This is a genomic window from Streptoverticillium olivoreticuli subsp. olivoreticuli, assembly GCF_003391135.1.
GTDB classification, from domain to species: domain Bacteria; phylum Actinomycetota; class Actinomycetes; order Streptomycetales; family Streptomycetaceae; genus Streptomyces; species Streptomyces blastmyceticus.
The window spans coordinates 7,665,991-7,687,157 of record NZ_CP031455.1 but is presented as its reverse complement, the minus strand read 5'-3'; the positions used below and the strand labels follow the sequence as shown (position 1 = coordinate 7,687,157).

The 21,167-nt window shown below is 71.9% G+C and carries 18 protein-coding genes, 1 tRNA gene and 1 pseudogene; 12 read left to right on the top strand and 8 right to left on the bottom strand.

The genetic code is table 11. The features are described from left to right. Positions 1 to 12 precede the first annotated feature (12 nt). Genes DXZ73_RS33355 through DXZ73_RS33345 form a run of 3 tightly spaced genes read left to right on the top strand, consistent with a single transcriptional unit; the run spans position 13 to position 3,028 of the window. On the top strand, positions 13 to 1,209 hold the full coding sequence (locus DXZ73_RS33355; RefSeq protein WP_116216041.1) for an acyl-CoA dehydrogenase family protein: 1,197 nt from the start codon (positions 13 to 15) through the stop codon (positions 1,207 to 1,209). Continuing rightward, on the top strand, positions 1,206 to 2,483 hold the full coding sequence (locus DXZ73_RS33350) for an MFS transporter (protein WP_162890426.1): 1,278 nt from the start codon (positions 1,206 to 1,208) through the stop codon (positions 2,481 to 2,483). Before DXZ73_RS33355 ends, DXZ73_RS33350 begins: the two co-directional genes overlap by 4 nt. Then, positions 2,480 to 3,028 carry a flavin reductase family protein gene (locus DXZ73_RS33345; RefSeq protein ID WP_116214675.1) on the top strand — a complete coding sequence of 183 codons (549 nt, stop codon included), beginning with the start codon at positions 2,480 to 2,482 and terminating at the stop codon, positions 3,026 to 3,028. The genes DXZ73_RS33350 and DXZ73_RS33345 overlap by 4 nt, the downstream gene beginning before the upstream one ends. 51 nt (positions 3,029 to 3,079) lie before the next feature. On the opposite strand, the gene DXZ73_RS33340 is transcribed toward DXZ73_RS33345, so the two are convergent. The 5 genes and pseudogenes from DXZ73_RS33340 to DXZ73_RS33330 all read right to left on the bottom strand — a co-directional run bounded on the left by DXZ73_RS33340 (position 3,080) and on the right by DXZ73_RS33330 (position 7,256). Then, on the bottom strand, positions 3,080 to 4,528 hold the full coding sequence (locus tag DXZ73_RS33340; RefSeq protein ID WP_116214674.1) for an MFS transporter: 1,449 nt from the start codon (positions 4,526 to 4,528) through the stop codon (positions 3,080 to 3,082). Between the two features lie 373 nt (positions 4,529 to 4,901). After that, positions 4,902 to 5,165: pseudogene (locus DXZ73_RS38505) on the bottom strand (helix-turn-helix domain-containing protein); the annotation flags it as partial. Between the two features lie 130 nt (positions 5,166 to 5,295). Further along, positions 5,296 to 6,465 carry an RICIN domain-containing protein gene (locus tag DXZ73_RS33335; RefSeq protein ID WP_116214673.1) on the bottom strand — a complete coding sequence of 390 codons (1,170 nt, stop codon included), beginning with the start codon at positions 6,463 to 6,465 and terminating at the stop codon, positions 5,296 to 5,298. A gap of 204 nt (positions 6,466 to 6,669) precedes the next feature. Continuing rightward, the gene (locus DXZ73_RS38500) at positions 6,670 to 6,843 is read right to left on the bottom strand and encodes a hypothetical protein (protein ID WP_162890423.1); all 174 of its coding nucleotides are present in this window, start codon (positions 6,841 to 6,843) and stop codon (positions 6,670 to 6,672) included. Between the two features lie 325 nt (positions 6,844 to 7,168). After that, a tRNA-Leu gene (locus tag DXZ73_RS33330) sits at positions 7,169 to 7,256 on the bottom strand. 106 nt (positions 7,257 to 7,362) lie between these two features. On the opposite strand from DXZ73_RS33330, the gene DXZ73_RS33325 reads away from it, so the two are divergent. Both DXZ73_RS33325 and fdhD read left to right on the top strand, forming a co-directional pair. Further along, positions 7,363 to 8,694, top strand: coding sequence for a DUF2254 domain-containing protein (locus tag DXZ73_RS33325; protein WP_116214672.1), 1,332 nt, complete (start codon positions 7,363 to 7,365; stop codon positions 8,692 to 8,694). Between the two features lie 98 nt (positions 8,695 to 8,792). Next, positions 8,793 to 9,626, top strand: coding sequence for a formate dehydrogenase accessory sulfurtransferase FdhD (fdhD, locus tag DXZ73_RS33320; protein WP_116214671.1), 834 nt, complete (start codon positions 8,793 to 8,795; stop codon positions 9,624 to 9,626). A 15-nt stretch (positions 9,627 to 9,641) separates the two neighbouring features. On the opposite strand, the gene DXZ73_RS33315 is transcribed toward fdhD, so the two are convergent. Beyond that, complete coding sequence (locus DXZ73_RS33315) at positions 9,642 to 10,085, bottom strand: MarR family winged helix-turn-helix transcriptional regulator (RefSeq protein WP_116214670.1); 444 nt, start codon at positions 10,083 to 10,085, stop codon at positions 9,642 to 9,644. Between the two features lie 89 nt (positions 10,086 to 10,174). Here DXZ73_RS33315 and DXZ73_RS33310 point away from each other — a divergent pair, with 89 nt between their 5' ends. Both DXZ73_RS33310 and DXZ73_RS33305 read left to right on the top strand, forming a co-directional pair. Next, the gene (locus DXZ73_RS33310; RefSeq protein ID WP_116214669.1) at positions 10,175 to 11,107 is read left to right on the top strand and encodes a quinone oxidoreductase family protein; all 933 of its coding nucleotides are present in this window, start codon (positions 10,175 to 10,177) and stop codon (positions 11,105 to 11,107) included. A gap of 135 nt (positions 11,108 to 11,242) precedes the next feature. Beyond that, positions 11,243 to 13,207 (top strand): sialidase family protein, encoded by a 1,965-nt coding sequence (locus DXZ73_RS33305; RefSeq protein ID WP_116214668.1) that lies wholly within the window; start codon positions 11,243 to 11,245, stop codon positions 13,205 to 13,207. Positions 13,208 to 13,326: 119 nt separating this feature from the next. Here DXZ73_RS33305 and DXZ73_RS33300 read toward each other — a convergent pair whose 3' ends face one another. Beyond that, positions 13,327 to 14,394 (bottom strand): bile acid:sodium symporter family protein, encoded by a 1,068-nt coding sequence (locus tag DXZ73_RS33300; RefSeq protein ID WP_116214667.1) that lies wholly within the window; start codon positions 14,392 to 14,394, stop codon positions 13,327 to 13,329. Positions 14,395 to 14,479: 85 nt separating this feature from the next. On the opposite strand from DXZ73_RS33300, the gene DXZ73_RS33295 reads away from it, so the two are divergent. The 4 genes from DXZ73_RS33295 to DXZ73_RS33280 all read left to right on the top strand — a co-directional run bounded on the left by DXZ73_RS33295 (position 14,480) and on the right by DXZ73_RS33280 (position 18,831). Next, on the top strand, positions 14,480 to 15,355 hold the full coding sequence (locus DXZ73_RS33295) for a LysR family transcriptional regulator (RefSeq protein WP_116214666.1): 876 nt from the start codon (positions 14,480 to 14,482) through the stop codon (positions 15,353 to 15,355). A 169-nt stretch (positions 15,356 to 15,524) separates the two neighbouring features. Next, complete coding sequence (locus DXZ73_RS33290) at positions 15,525 to 17,351, top strand: AMP-dependent synthetase/ligase (protein WP_116214665.1); 1,827 nt, start codon at positions 15,525 to 15,527, stop codon at positions 17,349 to 17,351. A gap of 92 nt (positions 17,352 to 17,443) precedes the next feature. Next, positions 17,444 to 18,274: an aldo/keto reductase gene (locus tag DXZ73_RS33285; RefSeq protein ID WP_116214664.1), complete on the top strand. Its 831-nt coding sequence runs from the start codon at positions 17,444 to 17,446 to the stop codon at positions 18,272 to 18,274. An 86-nt stretch (positions 18,275 to 18,360) separates the two neighbouring features. Next, positions 18,361 to 18,831: an Asp23/Gls24 family envelope stress response protein gene (locus DXZ73_RS33280; RefSeq protein ID WP_116214663.1), complete on the top strand. Its 471-nt coding sequence runs from the start codon at positions 18,361 to 18,363 to the stop codon at positions 18,829 to 18,831. A gap of 42 nt (positions 18,832 to 18,873) precedes the next feature. Here the strand turns inward: DXZ73_RS33280 and DXZ73_RS33275 are convergent, their stop codons facing one another. After that, positions 18,874 to 19,182 carry a 4a-hydroxytetrahydrobiopterin dehydratase gene (locus DXZ73_RS33275; protein ID WP_116214662.1) on the bottom strand — a complete coding sequence of 103 codons (309 nt, stop codon included), beginning with the start codon at positions 19,180 to 19,182 and terminating at the stop codon, positions 18,874 to 18,876. 178 nt (positions 19,183 to 19,360) lie between these two features. Between DXZ73_RS33275 and DXZ73_RS33270 the strand changes: the two genes are divergently transcribed. Next, positions 19,361 to 21,136, top strand: coding sequence for a hydroxysqualene dehydroxylase (locus DXZ73_RS33270; protein ID WP_116214661.1), 1,776 nt, complete (start codon positions 19,361 to 19,363; stop codon positions 21,134 to 21,136). Positions 21,137 to 21,167 lie beyond the last annotated feature (31 nt).

The following is a 21,167-nucleotide window of genomic DNA, read 5'->3' as shown; positions in this document are numbered from 1 at the left end:
ATGGCCCTGTCCATGCCCACCGAGTCCCTGCCCACCGACATCGAAGAACTCCTCAAACTCGCCGAGAAGACGGGCGCTGCCCTCGCGCCGCTGGCCGCCGACGTGGACGCCGGCCGTGCCGACGGACACGAGACGTACCGCATCCTGCGGGACGCGGGCCTGCTGGGGCTGCTCGTGCCGCGGGAGGCGGGCGGCGCCGGGCTCGGCTTCGCCGGGTACTCCCGGGTGCTGGCCGTGCTGGGCGCCCACAACGGCGCCGCCGCCCTCGGCTTCAACATGCACAACGTCGCCATCGGCTCGCTGTGCGAGTCGGCCGCCACGCCGCTGCCGCCCGCGGCGGACGCCTTCCGGTCCTGGCTGTACGACGAGGTGGTCCACGGGCGGAAGATGTTCGCGTCCGCCACCTCCGAGGCCGGGAGCGGCGCGAAGCTGCGGGGGGTGCGCACGACGTACCGCCCCTCCGCCGACGGCCGGGGCTACGTCCTCACCGGGGAGAAGTCGTTCGTCTCGCTGGCGGGCGTGGCCGACTACTACGTGGTCGCGGCCCGTGCCGAGGGGACGGAGGGCAGCGGCGAGGTCTCGCACTTCGTGGTGGCCGCCGACGACCCGGGCGTCCGCTTCGGCGAGGTGCACAGCCTGTCCGCGATGTACGGCACCAGCACCGCGGGCATGGTCCTCGACGCCGTGCCCGTACCGCGCTCCCGGCTCTTCCTCGGGGTCGAGGGGATGTCGATGTACAAGCTGGTGCGCGAGCCGCACTGGATGATCTCCGGCTACACCGGCGCGTATCTGGGCATCGCCGAGGCGGTGCTCCGCTTCACCACCGACCATGTCGCGGCCTCGCCCCGCCGGGCCGCCTCGCCGGTGCTGCAACGGGAGCTCGGCCGGATGGCCGCGCGGCTCAGCGCGGCGCGGGCGCTGGTCCACGAGGCGGGCGCGCGGATCGACAGCGGACGGGGCACGGTCGGCGCCAACGCCGCGGTGCACGCGGCGAAGTACATCGTCGGCGAGGTCGGCCCGGAGCTCGCCCAGGACGCCGTCCGCATCTGCGGGTCGGCCGCCGTCAACCGCTCGCAGCCGCTGGAACGGCTGCTGCGGGAGGCGTCGTTCGCCTCCGTCATGCCCGCCAAGCCGGAGGAGTGCCTGGAGTACCTCGGCAAGGCTGCCCTCGGCGTCAACCTCCACGACGCGACGGCCTTCGACTGGTGAGCGCCATCCGACCCCGGCAGGCCGCCCCCGCGGGCGCGCCCGCCACCGCCGCGCCGGCGCCCGCCAGGGCGTCGCGCGCCGCCGTGCCCACCGTCACCTACGTGCTGTTGGTGGTGATGGCGGGCGGCACCGTTCCCACACCCGTCTACTCCGTGTACGCGCAGCGGCTGCACCTGTCCCCGCCGGTCGTGGCCCTGGTCTTCGCGGCGTACGCGGGCGGCATCCTGGTCTCCCTGCTGCTGTTCGGGGGGCTGTCGGACCAGATCGGGCGGCGGGCCACGCTCGCCCCGGCGCTGCTGGTCGCCGCGGTCAGCGGCGTCGTCTTCATCGTCTTCCCCACGCTGCCCGGGCTGTTCGCCGGGCGCGTGCTGTCCGGTGTCTCCGTGGGGCTGACCACGGGCGCCGCCACCGCCTATCTGGGGGAGCTGCACCCGGACCGGCCCCGTGCGGCGCTGATCGCGTCGGTCACCAACATGGCCGGTCTGGGCGCCGGTTCCCTGCTGTCGGGGCTGCTGGTGGAGTACGCCCCCTCCCCCACCGTCCTGCCGTACGCCGTCCTGACCGCGCTGCTGCTGCCGGGGCTCGCCCTGGCGGTGCTGCCCGAGCCCGTCGCGCCGCGCGGCGGCGGGATCCGGCCGCAGCGGCTGAGCGTGCCCGCCGCGGCCCGCCGTACGTTCGCCGCCGCGGCGGTCGCGGTCTTCGCGTCCTTCGCGCTGCTGGGTCTGCTGGCCTCGCTCGCGGGGAACTTCCTGGTCGAGGGGTTGCACGACCACAGCCATCTCGCGGTCGGGCTGGTGGCGTTCAGCGCCTTCGGCTCCGCCGGGGCGGCCCAGCTGTTCGCGGTGCGGCTGCCGCCGCGCACCGGTCTGGCGGTGGGCATGGCCGGTGTGCCGCTGGGGCTCGGGCTGATCGTGGCGGGGCTGTCCGCCGCCTCGCTGCCGCTCTTCCTGTGCGGCTCGGTGCTCGGCGGCGCGGGCGCGGGCACCTCCTTCAAGTCCGGTCTGGCGCTGGTGGCATCACAGGCGCGGCCCGACCGGGTCTCGGAGCTGGTCTCCAGCTATTTCGTCGCCGCGTATCTGGGCCTGACCCTGCCGGTCGTCGGTGTGGCCGTGCTGTTGTCGCACGGCACGCTGATGGCGGCGGCGGGCATTTTCGCCGGGGTGGTCACGGTGCTGTGCGTGGCGAGCATCGCGGTCACGGCGGCGGTCGGTTCCGGCCGCCGCACCCGACGTGAGGACGTCATGATCACCACCCATGGGAGGACCCCGCCATGACCACCGCATCCGGCAGGAGCGGCGCCGTCGACGACGGCACCGCCATGCTCACCCTCGTCGATCCCGACGGCTTCCGCGCCCTGATGGCCTCCCATCCCGGCGGGGTGGCCGTGGTGACCACCCAGGACGGGCTCGGCAACCCCTACGGCTTCGCGTGCACCGCCTGGTGCGGTGTCTCGCTGGCGCCGCCGCTGCTGCTGTTGTGCGCCTCCAACTCCGGCAGCACGCTCCCGGTGCTCGCGGAGCACGGCTGGTTCGCCCTGAACCTGCTGCACGGGGCGGGGCGCCGCGCAGCGGAGGCGTTCGCCACCCGGGACGCGGGCCGCTTCGCGAAGATCCCCTGGCGGCTGTCCCCGGACCTCGGGCTCCCCGTCCTCCCGGAGGACGCGCACACCTGGGCCGAATGCCGCGTGATACGCCTCACCCGGGCGGGCGACCACACGATCGTCCTGGGCGAGGTCGCCCGCACGGACAAGGCGCCGGAGCCCCGCCCGGCGCCGTTGCTGTACGGCATGCGCAGGTACGCCACATGGCCCGCGACATGACCGTGCGGGGGCTGCCACGGGGGCAGCCCCCGCACGGGGGTCCGGGAAGCGTCAGGCGTGCGCTTCGGCCGCCACCGGCTTCGGGATGAGGAAGGACGTCGCGATGGCCGCGGCCAGGATGACCACTCCGGCGATCATGCCGGAGGTGTAGCCGGTGGACGACGCCGGGTCCGAGGGCGCGGTCGCGGTCTTGACCGCGTACAGGAGGGCGAAGCTGAGACCGGCGCCGAGGTTGAAGGCGCCCGCGTTGAGCCCGGGCAGGAAGCCCGGGTTCTCGCTCGGGGACAGCACGATGCCGAGCCCGTTGAGGACGATGTTCGCCACGCCCGCGTAGGTGATGCCCACGAGGACCGAGGCCACCAGCAGCAGCACGCGGGAGTGGGCGGGCATCGTCAGGATCATCAGGACGACGGACGCCGCGGCCCCGACGAGCCCGATGCGCAGGATCCGCCCGTAGCCGAAGGTGGCGGCGAGCCGGCCCGCGACCGGGCCCATGGCCAGTCCGGCCAGCGCGTACGGCGTGAGGGTCCACCACGCGGACTGCTCGGCGGTCATGCCGAGGCCCGCCTTGGCGTCCTGGGCGAAGGCGGGGATCAGCCCGTTCATGACGGCGAACACACCGGTCATGGTGAGCACGGTGGTCAGCAGGGTGGCCCAGGTCGAGCGCTGGCGCAGGTGCCGGGTGGCGACCAGGGGGTGGGTGCTGCGGTCCTCGGTCCGCCAGAACAGGGCGAAGGCGACGGCGGAGACGACCGTGAGGACGCCGACGAAGGTCCAGTTCGCGGCGCCGAGCTTGCCCGCCTCGTTGAGGGCGATGAGCAGCGAGCCGACCGAGACGACCAGCAGGCCGACGCCGGGCCAGTCCATGCGGCTCGCGTCCGGGACCTTGGTCTCGGGGGTGAGGGTGGCGACGAGGACCGTGGCGATCACGGCGACGACGGCCATGGCCCAGAAGACGGACCCGAAGCCGTGGTTGTCGGCGAGGTAGCCGCCCGCGAGGGAGTCGACACCGGCGATGCCGCCGTTGACCGCGGTGATCACGCCGAGGAGGGTGCCGTACTTCTTGGGCTCGGTCACCTCCTGCCGCAGCATGATCAGGCACAGCGGGACGACCGGGCCGGAGGCGCCCTGGATGACACGGCCGACGAAGAGCATGGGCACGCTGGTCGCCAGCGCGGCCACGACGCATCCGACGGCCATCAGGGCCAGCATCCCGGCCAGGACCTTGCGGCGGCCGACGACGTCGCCGAGGCGCGGCAGGAAGAGCGAGAACAGGGCGGCCGAGGTGAAGAAGGCGGTCTGGGTGAGACCGATCTCGGCGGAGCTGGCGCCGAGGCTGTCCTCGATGCTCTTCAGCGCGGGGCTGAGCATGCTCGCGTTGAGCTGGAAGGCGATGCAGGCCGTGAGGAGAGCGGTGACGAGCACGCCCACGCGGACGGGGCGGTGGCCGGTCACGTCGGGCCGGTCACCGTGGATGCGGTCGGTACGGGAAACGTTCATGCCTCGTGGATCTCTGGGAACGCAGCGAACGGCTGCTACCGGAGGACAAAGTTACCGTCTCCGGTCAAAAGGGGCTGTATCTCTCGGGTTGCTGGTCACACTGTCGGCGCGCCGCCTCCCGAACACAGAAAAACCCCAGCAAATACTGGGGTTCTTCGTGGTGTCCGTGTCCGAGAGGGGACTTGAACTCTCGCCTCAGACACCAGCTCGCAGGGCATCTGACCTGCGGAAACACCAACTTTAGGGGCTTTGCTGCCACCCCATGGTACCCGGCTTTTCCTGCGGGTTTCGGACCGTTCCTGCCCTCTGTCGGTCACGCGTCGGTCATGTGACCAACCGGCATCCGATCAGGTCAAGGTCAACACGGCGGGCCGGCCGCGATGGTCCGGACGGACACCTTCTCCCGCAGCCGGTCGGCGATGTGGATGCGCCCGGACTCCCGCAGACAGCGGCCGGGGCCTGCCGAAGACGGCTCCCGGTGAACCGGGGAGACGCGCCTTCGACAAGCCCTGTGGGCGCGGCGGCCGTTGCGCCACACCTTGCCGGTCCGCGGGTTGATACCCACGATCCGGCACACCTCTTTGTTGCTGTAGCCCTGCCGCATGAGCTGGAAGCATGCCGCCCGCTCAGCGGTCAGCTTCTTCCGTCCCTACGGCCTCCGGTCCTCCCGGATCTGGTGGTCCATCGCATCCCCTGAGCCGGAGTATTGCAACGAACTGCACGCTTTCACCAGCACTGAGTATGGGGGCCGCAGGCGACCCGGCTTTTCATGAGGAGAAGATCGGCATGAACCGCTGGTTGAGGCCCCCGTTGCCCTGCCACAGGCCCAGATACTCGGGGGTGTCGCCCATGGCGTCCACAGTCAGGTTGGTGTATTTGTTCACGATCTGCCAGGACCCCGGTTCAGCAGTCGAGGAATAGATGGTGAACACCTGGTTCGGTATGTCCATGCAGTCGTATTCGTCGATGAAGTCGCCCTGCTGGGAGTAAATTCCCTTGCTCACGTCCATGCACTTGCCAGTGGTAGTGTTGATGAACTTGAAATCCCATTGGCCACCGTTTGCCGCGTGCTGGAGCCTCCAGGTGCTTCCCTTTCCGCCGTATTCGCCTGTGACAATGCGAGTGCCATTCGCGCTGCTTCCCTTTTCGGGCTGTGCGAATCGTTCACGCTTATCGTTGGACAGGCTGACCGTGGCGCCGTTCGCGGCCAGGTGAGTGCGGAAATAGATCGGATAGTGATCCGAGAGACCGTCGCCGTGCACCTCTCCACGATAATTCTGCATGGAGCGGGACGAGATCATGTAGTCGAGCTCGTTCTGGGAATGCTGCGTCACAGACCCGCTGTGGTAGACGTACGCACCCAGGCTTGTGGCCCAGTCGTGCACCTGCTGATTCGGCTCCCGGTTGAAGTCCCCCAGGGCGGTCCACTGGCGCCCTGCCGAGACGCCGTGGATGCTGTTCAGCAATGCCCCTACTTCGTTGCGCTCGCCACTGGCCTGCGCGTGCACATTGTAGTAAATATCGTCGCCGAAACGCAGCCCCAATGCCGGGCGGGTCCTGTCCGCTCCGGACGGGGCAACGATTACCTGGTCCGCCCGCTCATGCGTGACAAAAGCCAGATTCATCTGTGCGCTGTCGGTCGTCGGCGACGTCCGCATCCAGTACACAAACCGGTTTCCCCATGCGTAGCGGTTCACGTAATAGCCGTTGACGTAAAACTGCCCTTCGAAACGCATGTCGACCATGTGTTCCGGGTCCTGCCCGGCTTCTTGAATGGCGACGAGATCGTTTTGGTTACTGAGATCCCTCACCGTGTTCCATTTATTCCCTCCCTGCGAGTTCCAGGTCGCAATCCCGCGCTCGTTGGGCTGGAAAGCGTTGGCCGAGGTGGGCACAGTGATCATGATCCCGATGATTCCGATCAGTGCCAGCCACATGGCGGTCACCGATCGGCGTGCGCGGAAAAATCTGGTGGGCGGCAAGTTCCGGCCTTCCGTCTCATTGGTGATGGGAGGCAGCCCGGCTTGCAACCTTCAGCGTCCACATCGTGTATCAGAGCCCGCCTACCAGGGGCGAACCGGCAGAAGCCGGAGCCCACCGGAAGCGGAATGCCAGGTTCTCAGCCTGCGCTCACGCTTCGCTCACGTTTCGCTCACGTCACCAACTGCACCTCCTGCCTCGCCCAGGGTCTTCCTGTCCTCGATCCACCGCACCCCCTCACCGGCACCGGGCACAGCGACCGCGAGGGCGTAGATCAGGGCATCGGGCAGGTCCGGCACATAGTGGACGACGAGGGCCAGGGCCACGGAGATCACTGCCGGCAGCCGGGCCGAATGAGCCTTGATGAAGGGTGGAGCTGCCCACGTAGCCCATGGCCGTACGCCACGCGCCCTGGATGCGAGCGGCCGACGACTCGAAGACCTGCCGCTGCGAGCCGGATGCGTCTCGCACGGGCTACCGAGATGCACCTCACCGAGCCCGCGCCGGTGGCCTGAGCACGATCCCCTGGACGGCTGGTCTCGTGGTTGGTCACGCCGTCGGTCTGGGAAGCCGCCGATTCCGTGGGTCACGCGGTGGGTCACGCTGGATGCGACAAGGCGCCGAAAAACAGAAAAACCCCAGGTGAACTGGGGTTTCTGCTGGTGTCCGAGGGGGGACTTGAACCCCCACGCCCGATAAAGGGCACTAGCACCTCAAGCTAGCGCGTCTGCCATTCCGCCACCCGGACAAGGTGTCTGTCTCTGCGAGGTGTTCCCCGCGGCGACATGGATAACAATACCAAGGTTTCGGAGTGCCTTTCACCTGGGTATCCATGCGGGCCATAAGCTCCATTTATGGGCAATGCTGGACAAACCGTGACACCGAACGGCGTCGCGCGGCGCAGACCCCGGCCGCTGTCGCCGTTGCGGGAGCACCTGCGGGACACCTTCTGGTTCGCCCCGGCCGTGGGGCTGGTGGGGGCCGCGGTGACGGCGGTGGTGGCCCTGGAGCTCGACGGGCTGCTGATCGAGACCCTGCAGCGGGAGGGGGACTACGACACCGTCTCCTCCCTGATCGACCTCGCCGACGACACGAAGTCGATCATCACCACCGTGGGGTCCGCGATGCTGACCTTCATCGGTGTGGTGTTCTCCATCAGCCTGGTCGCGCTCCAGATGGCCAGCGGGCAGTTCTCGCCGCGCGTGGTGCGGCTCTACGTCCGCAGCCGGATCACCAAGTGCACGTTCGCGGTCTTCCTCGCGACGTTCCTGTTCGCGCTGCTGGTGCAGGCCTCGTACCAGGGGGACACCGATCCCCGCACGGTGCGGACGGTGCCGTTCCTCTCCAGCATCGCCTGCGTGGTGATGGTCATGGTGAGCCTGGTGCTGTTCATCGCCTATGTGAACTCCACGATCCGGCTGATGCGGGTCAGCCATGTCATCGACCGGATCGCCTGGGAGTCCTTCCGGGTGCTGGACAAGCACGGCGCGGCGGGCGCCGGGGCCCCCGCGCTCGGCCCCGCCTCGGCCGAGGTCGCGCACCGGGGGCGGGCCGGGGTGCTGCGGGACGTGAACATCGCGCGGCTGGTGCGGGTGGCCCGGCGGTACGGGGTCGTGCTGCGGCTGATCCCGCGGATCGGGGACTTCGTGGTGCCGGGCACGCCGGTGCTCGCGGTGCACGGCGGTACGGGGCCGCCGCCGCGGGCGCTGCGCTACACCGTGTCGGTGGGCGTGGAGCGGACCTTTCACCAGGACCTGGGGTTCGGGCTGCGGCAGTTGTCCGACATCGCGCAGCGGGCCCTGTCCCCCGCCGTCAACGACCCCACGACCGCTGTGCAGTGCCTGGACCGGATCGTGCAGATCCTGGCCGCCGTCGCCGGCCGCCCGCTGGGCGCGCTGCGGCACTGCGACCGCCGGGGGACGGTGCGGCTGGTGCAGGACCTGCCCGGCTGGACGAACCTCGTCGACCTGGGCTTCGCGGAGATCCGGGGCTGCGCGACGGGTGCGCCGCAGGTGACTCGGCGGTTGATGGCCGCGCTGGAGGATTTGTCGGCGCTGGCGCCGGAGGGGCGGCGCTCGCCGTTGCTGCGCCACCGCGAGCTGCTGCGGCAGGCGGTGGAGCGTCACGTGCGCGAGCCGGCGGACCGCGACTTCGCCCTCCGCCCGGACCGCCAGGGCATCGGCTAGCCCGGGCTTGCTCTTCCCCGGCCCCGCGGCCCGGGCGGTCGGCGCCGCCGGGGAGAATGAGGCGTCCACCGCCACCACCAGCACCGGGACTGATCGACATGGGACGGGTCACCGCACGACGCCGCGTCATCCGCATCCGGGACGGGGCCGTCGGCGCCCGCCCCGACACCTTGGTGGCCGAGGAGCCGATGGAGATCCGGCTGAACGGCAAGCCGCTCGCGATCACCATGCGCACCCCCGGCGACGACTTCGCGCTCGCGGCGGGGTTCCTGGTCAGCGAGGGCGTGCTGGCCGGCGCGGAGGAGCTGGCCAGCATCGTCTACTGCGCCGGGGCGACAGAGGACGGCTCCAATACGTACAACGTCGTGGACGTGCGGCTCGCGCCCGGGGTGCCGCTGCCCGACATCGCGCTGGAGCGCAACGTCTACACCACCTCGTCGTGCGGCCTGTGCGGCAAGGCGAGCCTGGACGCCGTACGGACGACCGCGCGGCACCCGATCTCCGACGGTCCGTCACCGATGCGGCTGGAACCGGCACTTCTGGCCGCCCTGCCCGACCGGCTGCGGGCGGCGCAGCAGGTCTTCGAGCGGACGGGCGGCCTGCACGGCGCGGCGCTGTTCTCCGCGGAGGGCGAACTGCTGGACGTGCGCGAGGACGTGGGCCGGCACAACGCGGTCGACAAGATCGTCGGGCGGGCGCTCCAGCAGGGGCTGCTGCCGCTGTCGGGCACGGTGCTGCTGGTGTCGGGGCGCGCCTCGTTCGAGCTGGCGCAGAAGGCGGTCATGGCGGGGATCCCGGTGCTCGCCGCGGTGTCGGCGCCGTCGTCGCTGGCGGTGGACCTGGCCGCGGAGACCGGGCTGACGCTGGTGGGCTTCCTGCGCGGGTCGTCGATGAACGTGTACGCGGGCGAGCAGCGGGTGGTGCTGGACTGACGACTCCGGACGCCCTCAGTCGCCCACCTCCGCGACCCGGGTCAGGAGCGCCAGGAACTGTTCGCGCTCGGCGGGCGAGAGGACTGCGAGCAGCGTCTCGTTGGCCTCCTCGCCCAGGATCGCGAGGCGGGCCAGGAGCCGGTGGCCCTCGGGGGTGAGGGAGATCGCGTTCTTGCGGCGGTCGGTGGGGTCGGGGGCGCGGGTGACGAGCCCGGCGGCCTGGAGGTCGTTGAGGATGCCGACCATGTCCTTGGGGTCGAAGCCGGTGGTGCGGCCGAGCTCCGCCTGGGCGACGGGGCCGAGGTCGGCGACGGCGGACAGCACGGCGTGGTGCGGCATGCGCATGCCCTCTCGGGCGAGGGCCTCGCCGACGAGGCGGCGGCCGCGCGCGGAGGCGCGGTTGAGCAGCCAGCTGGGGAGGGCGCGGATCCGGGTGAGCGCGGGCTCGTTCTCTGCCATGGCACGAGCCTACCGAAGAAACCATTGGACTCCCCAACGAAATGAGATACCGTTGGGATCACCAACGACTCCTGTGAGGTGAGGTGCCCATGCGTCGCGTCCGGTATCACGAGAACGGCGGCCCCGAGGTCCTGCGCGTCGAGACGGCGGACGTCCCCCGTCCCGGCCCCGGCGAACTCCTGCTGCGCACCGAGGCCATCGGCGTCACCCTCCCGGTCGTACGGAAGGTGCGCGGGGGCGGCATCCCGCTGCCCGCGAGCCTGGGCGGCGAGGTCGCCGGGGAGATCGTCGCCGTCGGCCCGGAGGTGACCGGCTTCGCCGTCGGCGACCGCGTCACGGGCCTGTGCTTCGCCGACGGCTACGCCGAACGCTCCCTCATCCACTCCTCCATGGCCTCCCCCGTGCCCGCCTCCGCGAGCGCCGTGGACGCCGTCGCGCTCGTGCGCTGCGGCCTGGTCGCCCTCGGCGCCTACGAGGCCGCCCGCCCGGCCGAGGGCGAGTCGGTGCTGGTGACGGCCGCGGCGAGCGGCGTCGGCCACCTCGCCGTGCAGCTCGCCAAGGCGCGCGGCGCGAAGCGGGTGGTGGGCGCGGTGAGCTCGGCCGCGAAGGCCGGCTTCGTGCGGTCCCTGGGCGCGGACGAGGTCGTGACGTACGACGCGCTCGCGGACGTCGCCCCGGTCGACATCGTCCTGGACGCGGTCGGCGGCGCGCTCCTGACCCCCGCGCTCGCGGCGCTCGCGCCCGGCGGGCGGCTGGTGGCGTACAGCTCGGGCGGCGGCACGATCGAGGCGTACGACCTGCTGGTCGGCGCGAAGTCCGCCATCGGTTTCCAGATGGCGCTCATCGCCCGGCACCGGCCCGCGCTGATGGAGCAGTGGCGCCTTGAGCTGTGGGAACTCTTCGCCGCCGGGCGGCTGCGCCCCCGGATCCACGCCGAACTGCCGCTGGAGGAAGCCGCCGAGGCGCACCGGATCATCGAGTCGCGCGTCAACCTCGGCAAGGTGGTGCTGCTCCCCGTGTGAGCTCATTGGCGCAACCGGCCTTGTGGGACCACGGCCCGCCCCGTACGTTCGGCCTCACCGGGCAGGCGTACGCGCCGCCCGGTTTCCGCGTGTCACGACAGCTCCCGCACTGCCTCGACGCGAAAGGGCCGGGCCATGGCGCCGCTCCCCCGCACAGGTCCCCGACACACCGTCACCGCTGCTCCCTGCGCACCTTCCTGGCCCTCCCGCACCCGCCGCGCCGCCGGACGCACGGCGGCGGCCGCGCTGTCGGTCGCGCTGCTCACGCTCGCGCTCCAGCCGGTGCCGGCCGGGGCGTCCGGTCCGGGCGGGTTCGAGGAGCGCGTGCTGTTCAAGGCGGGACAGGGGGAAGGGGACACGGAAAGGGACTACGCCTGCTTCCGCATCCCCGCGCTCGTGACCACGGCCCGCGGCGCCCTGCTCGCCTTCGCCGAGGGCCGAAGACACAACTGCGGCGACGCCACCGACATCGACCTCGTCCTCAAGCGCTCCACCGACGGGGGCCGCACATGGGGTCCGCTGCGGGTCGTCGACGAGGGCGGGGGCGACACCCACGGCAACCCGGCGCCCGTCGTCGACCGGCGCACCGGCCGGATCGTGCTCGCCACGACCCACAACGCGGGCCGCCCGGACGCGGGCAACTGCGACGTACCCTGCGACCGCACCCCGCACGTCCAGTACAGCGACGACGACGGCACGACCTGGTCGCGGCCGCACGACATCACCCGGGAGATCCGGCCGCGTGGCTGGAACTCCTGGTACGCCACCGGCCCCGGCCACGGCATCCAGCTCGCCCACGGGCCGCACCGCGGCCGCCTCGTCGTCGGGGTCAACGCCGAGAGCCACAACGGCACCCGGGTCACCTCCGACCACGCCGCGCTCGCCCTCAGCGACGACGGGGGCGCGCACTGGCGGCTGGGCGCCGTGGACACCCAACGCATCGCACGCGACGGCACGTACCGCCAGATGCCCTCCGAACTCACCCTCGCCGAGCGGAGCGACGGAGCGATCCACGTCAACGGCCGCGAGCAGGGCGGCACCGACCTCGGCAACCGCACCGTCGCGGTCAGCCGCGACGGAGGGGACACCTTCGACGGCCCCTTCCAGGCGGTCCCCGACCTCTACGCCCCCATGGTCCAGGGGTCCGTCGTGCCGCTGCGCGACGGCCGCTGGCTGCTGTCCGCACCCGCGGACCCCGACCGCCGCCGCACGATGACCATCCGCTCCTCGTACGACCAGGGGCGCACCTGGGAGAGCGTGGGGCGCGGCAGGCGTGTCACCGCCGACTGGTCCGGCTACTCCGACATGGCCGTCCTCTCCCCCGGGACGGCCGGGCTGCTCTACGAGGCGGGCAAGGCCGACGCGCACGACGAGATCCGCTTCGCCCGCTTCACCGAGGGCTGGCTGGGCCCGCGCCGCGGCCCCGACCCGACGACACCGGACCGGGCGCCGGGCGCGTGGGGCGCCACCGTGCTCGGCGGGGCGCGCCCGGTCGTGGGCCGCTTCGGCGGAGCGCTGTCGTTCGACGGTACGGACGACGCGGTGCGACTCCCCTACCGACGGGAACTCCCGCTGGGTGAACGGGACTTCACCGCCACACTGTGGTTCCGTGCGCCGGCCACTGCGCGCGGGGAGCAGCCGCTGCTGTGGATGGGCGGCGTCGGCGGCGCGCCCCAGGTGTCCCTGCGGAGCGACGCCCGGGGCGTCACCGGCTCCCTCACCGCCATCACCGGCCCGGGCCCGGCACGGTCGGTCACGGCACGGGCGGTGGGCGCGTACGAGGACGGGACCTGGCACTTCGTGGCACTGCGGCGCGGAGCCGGACGGCTCACGCTCACGGTGGACGGCGCGTCCACGGAGGTGGCGGGCGTGCGGGGGTCGGTGAGCCGGACGTCGACGTTCGGCGTGCACGTGGGGCAACGGCCGGACGGTCGCGGGTTCTTCAGCGGTGATCTGGACGAAGTGCGGGTGTACGGGCGGGGGTTGTCGGATGCGGAGCTGACGCGGTTGCATGGATCGAACGACGGGGTGTCGCCACGCGCGCTGCGCTTGTGGCTGCCCCTGGACGGGGTTTCTCCCCCACCCCGCCCCTTCCCGTAACTGGGGCGCGTGCCCCAGACCCCCGGCTGCGGGTCCGTTGTCGCCTGCGGCGGGAGCTCCCTGCGGGAGCGTCCTCAATCGCCGGACGGGCTGGATCTCGCGGACCGTAACCGGCGAAATCAGCCCGTCCGGCGTTTGAGGACAGCGCGCGAAGCGTGCTTCGGGGTCCGGGGCGGAGTCCCGGTTTCGGGAAGGGGCGGGGCTGGGGAGAAGCCCGCCGCAGGCGTCCTCGCGTACCGCTTCGCCAACACCGCACACACCATCAACTGCATCTGATGGAAAAGCATCAACGGCAACACCGCCAGACTCGCCTGCGCCCCAAAAAGCACGCCGGCCATCGGCAGCCCCCCGGCCAGACTCTTCTTCGAGCCGCAGAAGATGATCGCGATGCGGTCCTCGCGGCTGAAGCCGAGCCGTCGCGAACCGTAGGTCGTGATCGAGAGCATGACCGCGAGGAGCACCGCCTCGACTCCGAGCAGCGCCAGCAGCCGTACGGGGGTGACCTGGTGCCAGATGCCGCGGATGACGCCCTCGCTGAACGCGGCGTAGACGACGAGGAGGATCGAACCCCGGTCGACGTACCCCAGCACCTTCTTGTGCCGGACGAGGAAGCCGCTCACCCAGCGGCGCAGCAGCTGGCCGGCCAGGAAAGGGATCAGCAGCTGGGTGACGATCGCGAGCAGGGAGTGCGCGGAGAAGCCGCCGCCGCTGTTGCCCAGGAGCAGGGCGGCGAGGAGCGGGGTGAGGACGATGCCGACGATGCTGGAGAAGGAGCCCGCGCAGACCGCCGCCGCCACGTTGCCGCGCGCGATGGAGGTGAAGGCGATGGACGACTGGATGGTCGAGGGCACCAGGCACAGGAAGAGCAGCCCGGAGTGGAGCTGCGGGGTCAGGACGTAAGGGACGAGGCCGCGGGCTGCCAGCCCGAGCAGCGGGAAGAGCACGAACGTGCAGGCCAGGACGGTCAGGTGCAGCCGCCAGTGGCGCAGCCCGTCCATCGCCTCGCGGGTGGAGAGCCGGGCGCCGTAGAGGAAGAACAGGAGCGCGACCGCCGCCGTGGCGGTGCCTCCGGCGACCGGCGCGGCGGCGCCGCGGGCGGGCAGCAGGGCGGCGAGGAGGACCGTGCCGAGCAGGGCGGCTATATAGGGGTCCACGGGGACACGGGAGAGGAGGGCAGGCCGTCGCATGCCCCTCAGCCTGCCTCTGACCTGCGATATCGGGAACCCCGCTCACCGCACTGACTGTTATCACGCAGGGCGATAACCTGGTGGGGTGTTCGATCCCGTGCAGCTTCGTACGTTCCTCACCGTCGCGCAGACCCTGAGCTTCACGCAGGCCGCCGGGCGGCTGGGGCTGCGGCAGTCGACGGTGAGCCAGCAGGTGCGCAGGCTGGAGGCGGCGGCCGGGCGGCAGCTGTTCGTCCGGGACACCCACGGCGTGGAGCTGACCGAGGACGGCGAGGCGATGCTCGGCTTCGCCCGCACGATCCTGGAGGCGAACGAGCGCGCCACGGGCTGGTTCGCGGGGACGCGGCTGCGCGGCCGGCTGCGGTTCGGGGCGTCGGAGGACTTCGTGCTGACCCGGCTGCCCGAGATCCTGGAGGGCTTCCGGCGCGACCACCCGGAGGTCGACCTGGAGCTGACCGTCGACCTCTCCGGGACGCTGCACCAGCGGCTGGCGGCGGGGCGCTTCGACCTGGTGCTGGTCAAGCGGCACCCCGACGAGCCGCACGGGCGGCTGGTCTGGCGGGACCGGCTGGTGTGGATCGGCAGCGAGCGGCTGCGCCTGGACCCGCACCGGCCGCTGCCCCTGGTCGTCTTCCCGCCGCCCGCGGTGACCCGGGCCCGCGCCCTTGAGGTGCTGGAGCGGCACGGGCGCGCCTGGCGGGTGACGTGTACGAGCGGCAGCCTCAACGGCCTGGTGGCGGCGGCCCGTGCGGGGCTGGGGGTGATGGCCCACACGCAGGGCATGATCCCGCCGGGCCTGTCGCGGATCCCGGCCCGGGCCGGGCTGCCGGAGCTGGGCGGGATCGACGTGGTGCTCCTGTACGGGGCCGCGCCCGCCGCCCGGGGGCCCGCGGAGGCGCTGGCGGAGGCGATCCTGGCGTCCGGCGACCGCCTCCAGACCCCCGGGCTCCGGCAGGCCTGAACGCGCGGGTCCGACGCACCGCGCTTTGTGCCTCTGAGGTACACAACAAGCGCGGACCCGGTGAGGGATCGGCGCAGGGCCGTACGGAAAAGGGTTCGGGACCCACCCGGATCGGGTACGGTCACCGCGCTGTGCGGAGCGTCACGAGAGACAAGCAGGAGCTGGCCAGTTGCGCGAGTTCACCGTTCCACCCCTGGTGACGGCGCCCCACGTCGGAGGACTGGCGGACGTCGTCTTCGAGCGCGCGGCCACGCATCCGCAGGACGTCGCGTTCGGCCGCAAGGGCCCGGACGGCCGGTGGCGGGACGTGACCGCCGCGACCTTCCGGGACGAGGTGCTGGCGCTGGCGAAGGGCCTGCTCGCGGAGGGGATCCGGTTCGGCGACCGGGTCGCCGTCATGTCCCGTACGCGCTACGAGTGGACGCTCTTCGACTTCGCCCTGTGGACGGTCGGCGCGCAGTCCGTGCCGCTGTACCCCACCTCCTCGCCCGAGCAGGTCCGCTGGATCCTGCACGACGCGGGCGTCACCGCCTGCGTCGTCGAGCACGAGGACCACGCGATGACGGTGGGTTCCGTCGTCGACGGGCTGCCGCGGCTGGCCCGGCTGTGGCAGCTGGACGACGGCGCCGTCGAGGCGCTGAGCGCCGCGGGCGAGCGGATCGCGGACGAGGTCGTGCACCGGCACCGGCTGGCGCTCACCGCCTCGACCCCGGCGACCGTCATCTACACCTCCGGCACCACGGGCCGCCCCAAGGGCTGTGTGCTCACCCACGCCAATTTCATGGCGGAGGCCGACAACGTGATCGAGCGCTACGGATGCGTCTTCCGCTCCCGGCCCGGCGAGGCGGCGGCCACCCTGCTCTTCCTGCCGCTGGCGCATGTCTTCGGGCGGATGGTGCAGGTCGCGGCGGTGCGGGGCAGGGTCAAGCTGGGCCACCAGCCTCAGCTGACGGCCGCCGCGCTGCTGCCCGACCTGCGGGACTTCCGGCCGACGTTCGTGCTCGCCGTGCCCTACGTCTTCGAGAAGATCTTCGCGACGGCCCGCCGCGCGGCGGAGTCCGAGGGGCGGGGCGGCCCCTTCGACAAGGCCGTCGAGGTCGCGGTGCGGTACGCGGAGGCGCTGGAGCGGCGGGCGTTCGGCACCGGGCCGGGGCCGGGCGCCGCGCTGCGCGTGCGGCACCAGGTCTTCGACCGGCTCGTATACGCCCGGGTGCGCGCGGCCCTGGGCGGTCGGGTCCGGTACGCGATGTCGGGCGGCTCGGCGATGGACCGGCGGCTGGGGCTGTTCCTCGCGGGCGCGGGCGTCACCGTCCTGGAGGGGTACGGCCTGACGGAGACGACCGGCGCCGCGACCGCCAACCCGCCCGAGCGGACCCGCTTCGGGACGGTGGGGCAGCCCGTGCCGGGCACGACCGTGCGCATCGCCGACGACGGCGAGATCTGGCTGCGCGGCGGTCAGGTCTTCTCCGGCTATCTGGGCGACCCGAAGGGGACGGACGCGGTGCTGCGCGACGGCTGGTTCGCCACCGGGGACCTGGGCGCGCTGGACGCGGACGGCTATCTGACCATCACCGGGCGGAAGAAGGAGATCCTGGTGACGTCGGGCGGCAAGAGCGTGTCACCGCTGCCGCTGGAGGAGCGGGTGCGGTCGCACCCGCTGGTCGCGCACTGCCTCGTCGTCGGCAACGACCGCCCGTACGTGGCCGCGCTGGTCACCCTCGACATGGAGGCGGTGGCGCACTGGCTGAGGCTGCGGGGCGAGCCGCGGCCGGACCCGGGCGAGCTGGTGCGCGACCCGGATCTGGAGGCCGCGGTGCGGCGGGCGGTGGTCGCGGCCAACACCCAGGTCTCCCAGGCGGAGTCGATCCGTACGTTCCGGATACTGGCCGCCCAGTTCACCGAGGAGCACGGGCTGCTGACACCGTCGCTGAAGCTCAGGCGGCGGGCGATCGAGCAGGCGTACGCCCGGGAGGTGGAGGCGCTGTACCGGACGTGACCTCCGGCGGCACGGGCGAACCGGGAATGCGGTGATGGGGATTCCGGTTGACGATGGACGTCACTGAACGACCGACGTAAGGACGCGTACGCGTGAGCAAGGTCCCCTCCCTCACCCTGAACAACGGCGTCGAGATGCCCCAGCTGGGCTACGGCGTCTGGCAGGTGCCGGACGATCAGGCGTTCGACGCCGTCACCACCGCCCTGGAGACCGGGTACCGCAGCATCGACACCGCCGCCGTCTACGGCAACGAGGAGGGCGTGGGCAAGGCCCTCGCCGCGACCGGCGTCCCGCGCGGCGAGATCTTCGTGACCACCAAGGTGTGGAACTCCGACCACGGCCACGACGCCACCCTCCGCGCCTTCGACGCGTCCATGGACCGGCTCGGCCTGGACTACGCGGACCTCTATCTCATCCACTGGCCCGTGCCCTCGCGCGACACCTTCGTGGACACCTACAAGGCCCTGGAGAAGCTCCTGGCCGACGGCCGCGCCAGGGCCGTCGGCGTCTGCAACTTCCAGCCCGCCCACCTGGAGCGGCTGCTCGCCGAGACGTCCGTGGTCCCCGCCGTCAACCAGATCGAGCTGCACCCGAACCTGGCGCAGGCCGAGCTGCGCGCCCTGCACGCGCGGCACGGCATCGCCACGGAGGCGTGGTCGCCGCTCGGCCAGGGCAAGGGGCTGCTCGCCGACCCGACGATCGCCCGGCTCGCGGGCAAGCACGGCCGGACCCCGGCCCAGATCGTGCTGCGCTGGCACCTCCAGCTCGGCAACGTGGTCATCCCCAAGTCCGTGACCCCGTCCCGCATCCGGGAGAACCTCGACGTCTTCGGCTTCGAGCTGGACGCCGACGACCTCCGGGCCGTCGCGGCGCTCGACAACGGCAACCGACTGGGTCCGGATCCGGACGAGTTCGACCTCTGACACCCGGGCAGGGATGAGCTCGGCGGGTACGGACAGAAGTCCGGTCAGGAAGACCGGCCGTACCACCGAGTCGAGGAGCGACGGTCATGACGACGAGCCCGTCCATTGCCACGTCCGGCGAACCGGGCACGACGGTCCAGCCCAGCACGCCCGGCGCGGACGCGCCGGCGGCCACCCGCGGCCGGACCACGATCGCCGACGGCGTCGTGGAGAAGATCGCGGGGCTGGCCGCCCGCGAGGTGCCGGGCGTGCACACCCTCGGCGGCGGGTTCGCCCGCACGCTGGGCGCGGTGCGCGAGCGGGTGCCCGGCGCGCGCTCCAGCGTCACCCGAGGGGTGAAGGTCGAGGTCGGCGAGCGCCAGACGGCGGTCGACCTCGACATCGTGGTCGAGTACGGCGTCCCGATCACGGCGGTCGCGGGCGAGGTGCGCGAGAACGTGATCGCCGCGGTGGAGCGGATGACCGGGCTGGAGGTGGTGGAGGTCAACATCGCGGTGGTGGACGTACGCCTGCCGGACGACGACGACCTGGTGGAGTCGGAGGTCCGCGTCCACTGACGCGCGGGCGGGCCGGACGGTCGCGCCCGCGAGGATCAAACGCTAAGGCCGCGCGCCGTGCAGGGGCGCGATCGCCTCCACCCGCCGCGCCAGCTCCACGTCGAGACCCGTCACCTTCCCCCCGGCGCTGTGCGTGTTCACGCTCAGACCCACCGTGTTGTAACCCAGTGTCAGATCCGAGTGGTGCCCCAACTCCTCCTGGATCTGGGCGATGTGAATCACCATCGCCGCAGCCGGGAAGTGCCCCTCGAAGGAGTACGTGCGGCTGATCCGATCGCCGTCCGTCGTCCAGCCGGGCAGCTCCTGGAGGCGCTCCTCGACGTCCTTCTGCGAGAGCGGTTCGACGGCCATGAGGAATCCCCTTCGTCGTGGGTGCCGGTGACTCAAGCGTCCCACGTGACGGGGGCGGTTTCGCGTCAATGTGCGGGGCGGCGCACGGCGAGTTCACGGATCCCTTCCGGGGTGAGGGTGGTCCTCCTATGCTCCGCCGCCGGACGTGACGGGTCATCGGCGGCAGGGGACTGGACTCATGGACGGTACGGGCAGCACCCGCAGGGGCTTCATCGGCGGCGCGGCGGCGGTCGCCGCGGCGGCCGGGACGAGCGCGCTCACGGCCGGCGGGGCGGCCGCGGCGCCGCGCCGGAGATCCGGCGGACGGAGCGTCGCCGTGCTCGGCGGCGGCGTCGCCGGGCTGACCGCGGCCCATGAACTCGCCGAGCGCGGCTTCCAGGTGACGGTGTACGAGAAGAAGGCGCCCGGCGGCAAGGCCCGCAGCATGGACGTGCCGGGCAGCGCGCGGGGCAACCGCAGGCCCCTGCCCGCCGAGCACGGCTTCCGCTTCTTCCCCGGCTTCTACCGCAACCTCCCCGACACCATGCGCCGGATCCCCTTCCCCGGCAACGCGGGCGGCTGCCACGACAACCTCGTGCCGTCCTCCGAGGAGCTGTTCGCCCGCACAGGTCACGAGGACATCCGGCTGCCCTTCCGCACCATCGGCGAACCGCCCGCCGTGCTCACCCCGGACGCCCTGCGCCGCGCGATCATCGGCTTCTTCGACGCGTTCGGGAACATCCCCGCCACCGAGATGGCGTACTTCGTGAGCCGCCTGCTCGTCTGGTTCACCAGCTGTGAGCAGCGCCGGCTCGACGCCTGGGAGCGGCTGCCCTGGTGGGAGTTCATCCGCGCCGCGCGGATGTCGCCGAACTACCAGCGGCTGCTGGCGATCGGCATCACCCGCAACATCGTGGCGACGAAGGCGGAGGTCGCCAGCACCCGGACCGTCTGCACCTGCGTGGAGGCGTTCTTCCTCAATGTGCTGGGGCGGGGCGCGGACGGCGAGCCCGACCGGGTGCTCAACGCGCCCACCGACGAGGCGTGGATCGGCCCTTGGGTGACGTATCTGCGCTCGCTCGGCGTCACGTTCCGCGTCGGCTGGACCGTACGGGACCTCCGCCTGGACGGCGGCCGGATCGCCGAGGCCGTCGTCCAGGACCCGGCCGGGGCCCGGCAGTCGGTGACCGCCGACCACTTCGTCTCGGCCATGCCGGTCGAGCACGCGCGGACCACCTGGAACGCCCGGGTGCGGGCCGCCGACCCGCAGTTGGGGCGCTGCGACGAGCTGCGGACGGACTGGATGACGGGCATTCAGTTCTATCTGACGGAGCCGACGCCCATCGTCCACGGTCACGTCAACCACATCGACTCCCCCTGGTCGATCACCTCCGTGGGCCAGGCCCAGTTCTGGTCCGGCCGCGACTTCCCCGCCGACTACGGTGACGGCCTGGCCGTCGACTGCCTGTCGGCGGACGTCTCGGAGTGGGACAGGCCCGGCATCCTCTACGGCAAGACCGCCAAGCAGTGCACCCGCGAGGAGGTCGCCCGCGAGGTGTGGGCGCAGATGAAGGCGGGGCTCAACGACACCGGGCGCACGGTGCTGAGCGACGCGACGCTGCACTCGTGGTTCCTCGACCCGGCCGTGGAGATCGGCGGCCCGCGCCCGGCCAACGACGAGCAGCTCCTCATCCACCCCGTGGGCACCTGGTTCAACCGCCCCCAGGCGCGCACCGCGATCCCCAACCTCTTCCTGTGCGGGGACTACGTGGCGACCGACATCGACCTGGCCACGATGGAGGGGGCGAACGCCTCCGCCCGAGCCGCGGTGAACGCGCTGCTGGACGAGGTGGATTCGGCGGCGGAGCGGTGTGCGGTCATTCCGCTGTACCGCGCGCCGGAGCTCGAACTCTTCCGCGCGACGGACGAGCTGCGCCATCGGCTGGGCCTGCCGAACGCGCTCGACCTGGGGTAGCCCGCCGCGGCCGGACGGCGGCGGGTTACGG

What these genes read in the sequence shown, in the direction of transcription:
- DXZ73_RS33325 (WP_116214672.1), top strand. Translation starts at nt 7,363, where the DNA reads ATGGGCAATGCTGGACAAACCGTGACACCGAACGGCGTCGCGCGGCGC.
- DXZ73_RS33305 (WP_116214668.1), top strand. Translation starts at nt 11,243, where the DNA reads ATGGCGCCGCTCCCCCGCACAGGTCCCCGACACACCGTCACCGCTGCT.
- fdhD (WP_116214671.1), top strand. Translation starts at nt 8,793, where the DNA reads ATGGGACGGGTCACCGCACGACGCCGCGTCATCCGCATCCGGGACGGG.
- DXZ73_RS33315 (WP_116214670.1), bottom strand. Translation starts at nt 10,085, where the DNA reads ATGGCAGAGAACGAGCCCGCGCTCACCCGGATCCGCGCCCTCCCCAGC.
- DXZ73_RS33275 (WP_116214662.1), bottom strand. Translation starts at nt 19,182, where the DNA reads ATGGCCGTCGAACCGCTCTCGCAGAAGGACGTCGAGGAGCGCCTCCAG.
- DXZ73_RS33345 (WP_116214675.1), top strand. Translation starts at nt 2,480, where the DNA reads ATGACCACCGCATCCGGCAGGAGCGGCGCCGTCGACGACGGCACCGCC.
- DXZ73_RS33300 (WP_116214667.1), bottom strand. Translation starts at nt 14,394, where the DNA reads ATGCGACGGCCTGCCCTCCTCTCCCGTGTCCCCGTGGACCCCTATATA.
- DXZ73_RS33280 (WP_116214663.1), top strand. Translation starts at nt 18,361, where the DNA reads ATGACGACGAGCCCGTCCATTGCCACGTCCGGCGAACCGGGCACGACG.
- DXZ73_RS33340 (WP_116214674.1), bottom strand. Translation starts at nt 4,528, where the DNA reads ATGAACGTTTCCCGTACCGACCGCATCCACGGTGACCGGCCCGACGTG.
- DXZ73_RS33355 (WP_116216041.1), top strand. Translation starts at nt 13, where the DNA reads ATGCCCACCGAGTCCCTGCCCACCGACATCGAAGAACTCCTCAAACTC.
- DXZ73_RS33335 (WP_116214673.1), bottom strand. Translation starts at nt 6,465, where the DNA reads ATGTGGCTGGCACTGATCGGAATCATCGGGATCATGATCACTGTGCCC.
- DXZ73_RS33270 (WP_116214661.1), top strand. Translation starts at nt 19,361, where the DNA reads ATGGACGGTACGGGCAGCACCCGCAGGGGCTTCATCGGCGGCGCGGCG.
- DXZ73_RS33310 (WP_116214669.1), top strand. Translation starts at nt 10,175, where the DNA reads ATGCGTCGCGTCCGGTATCACGAGAACGGCGGCCCCGAGGTCCTGCGC.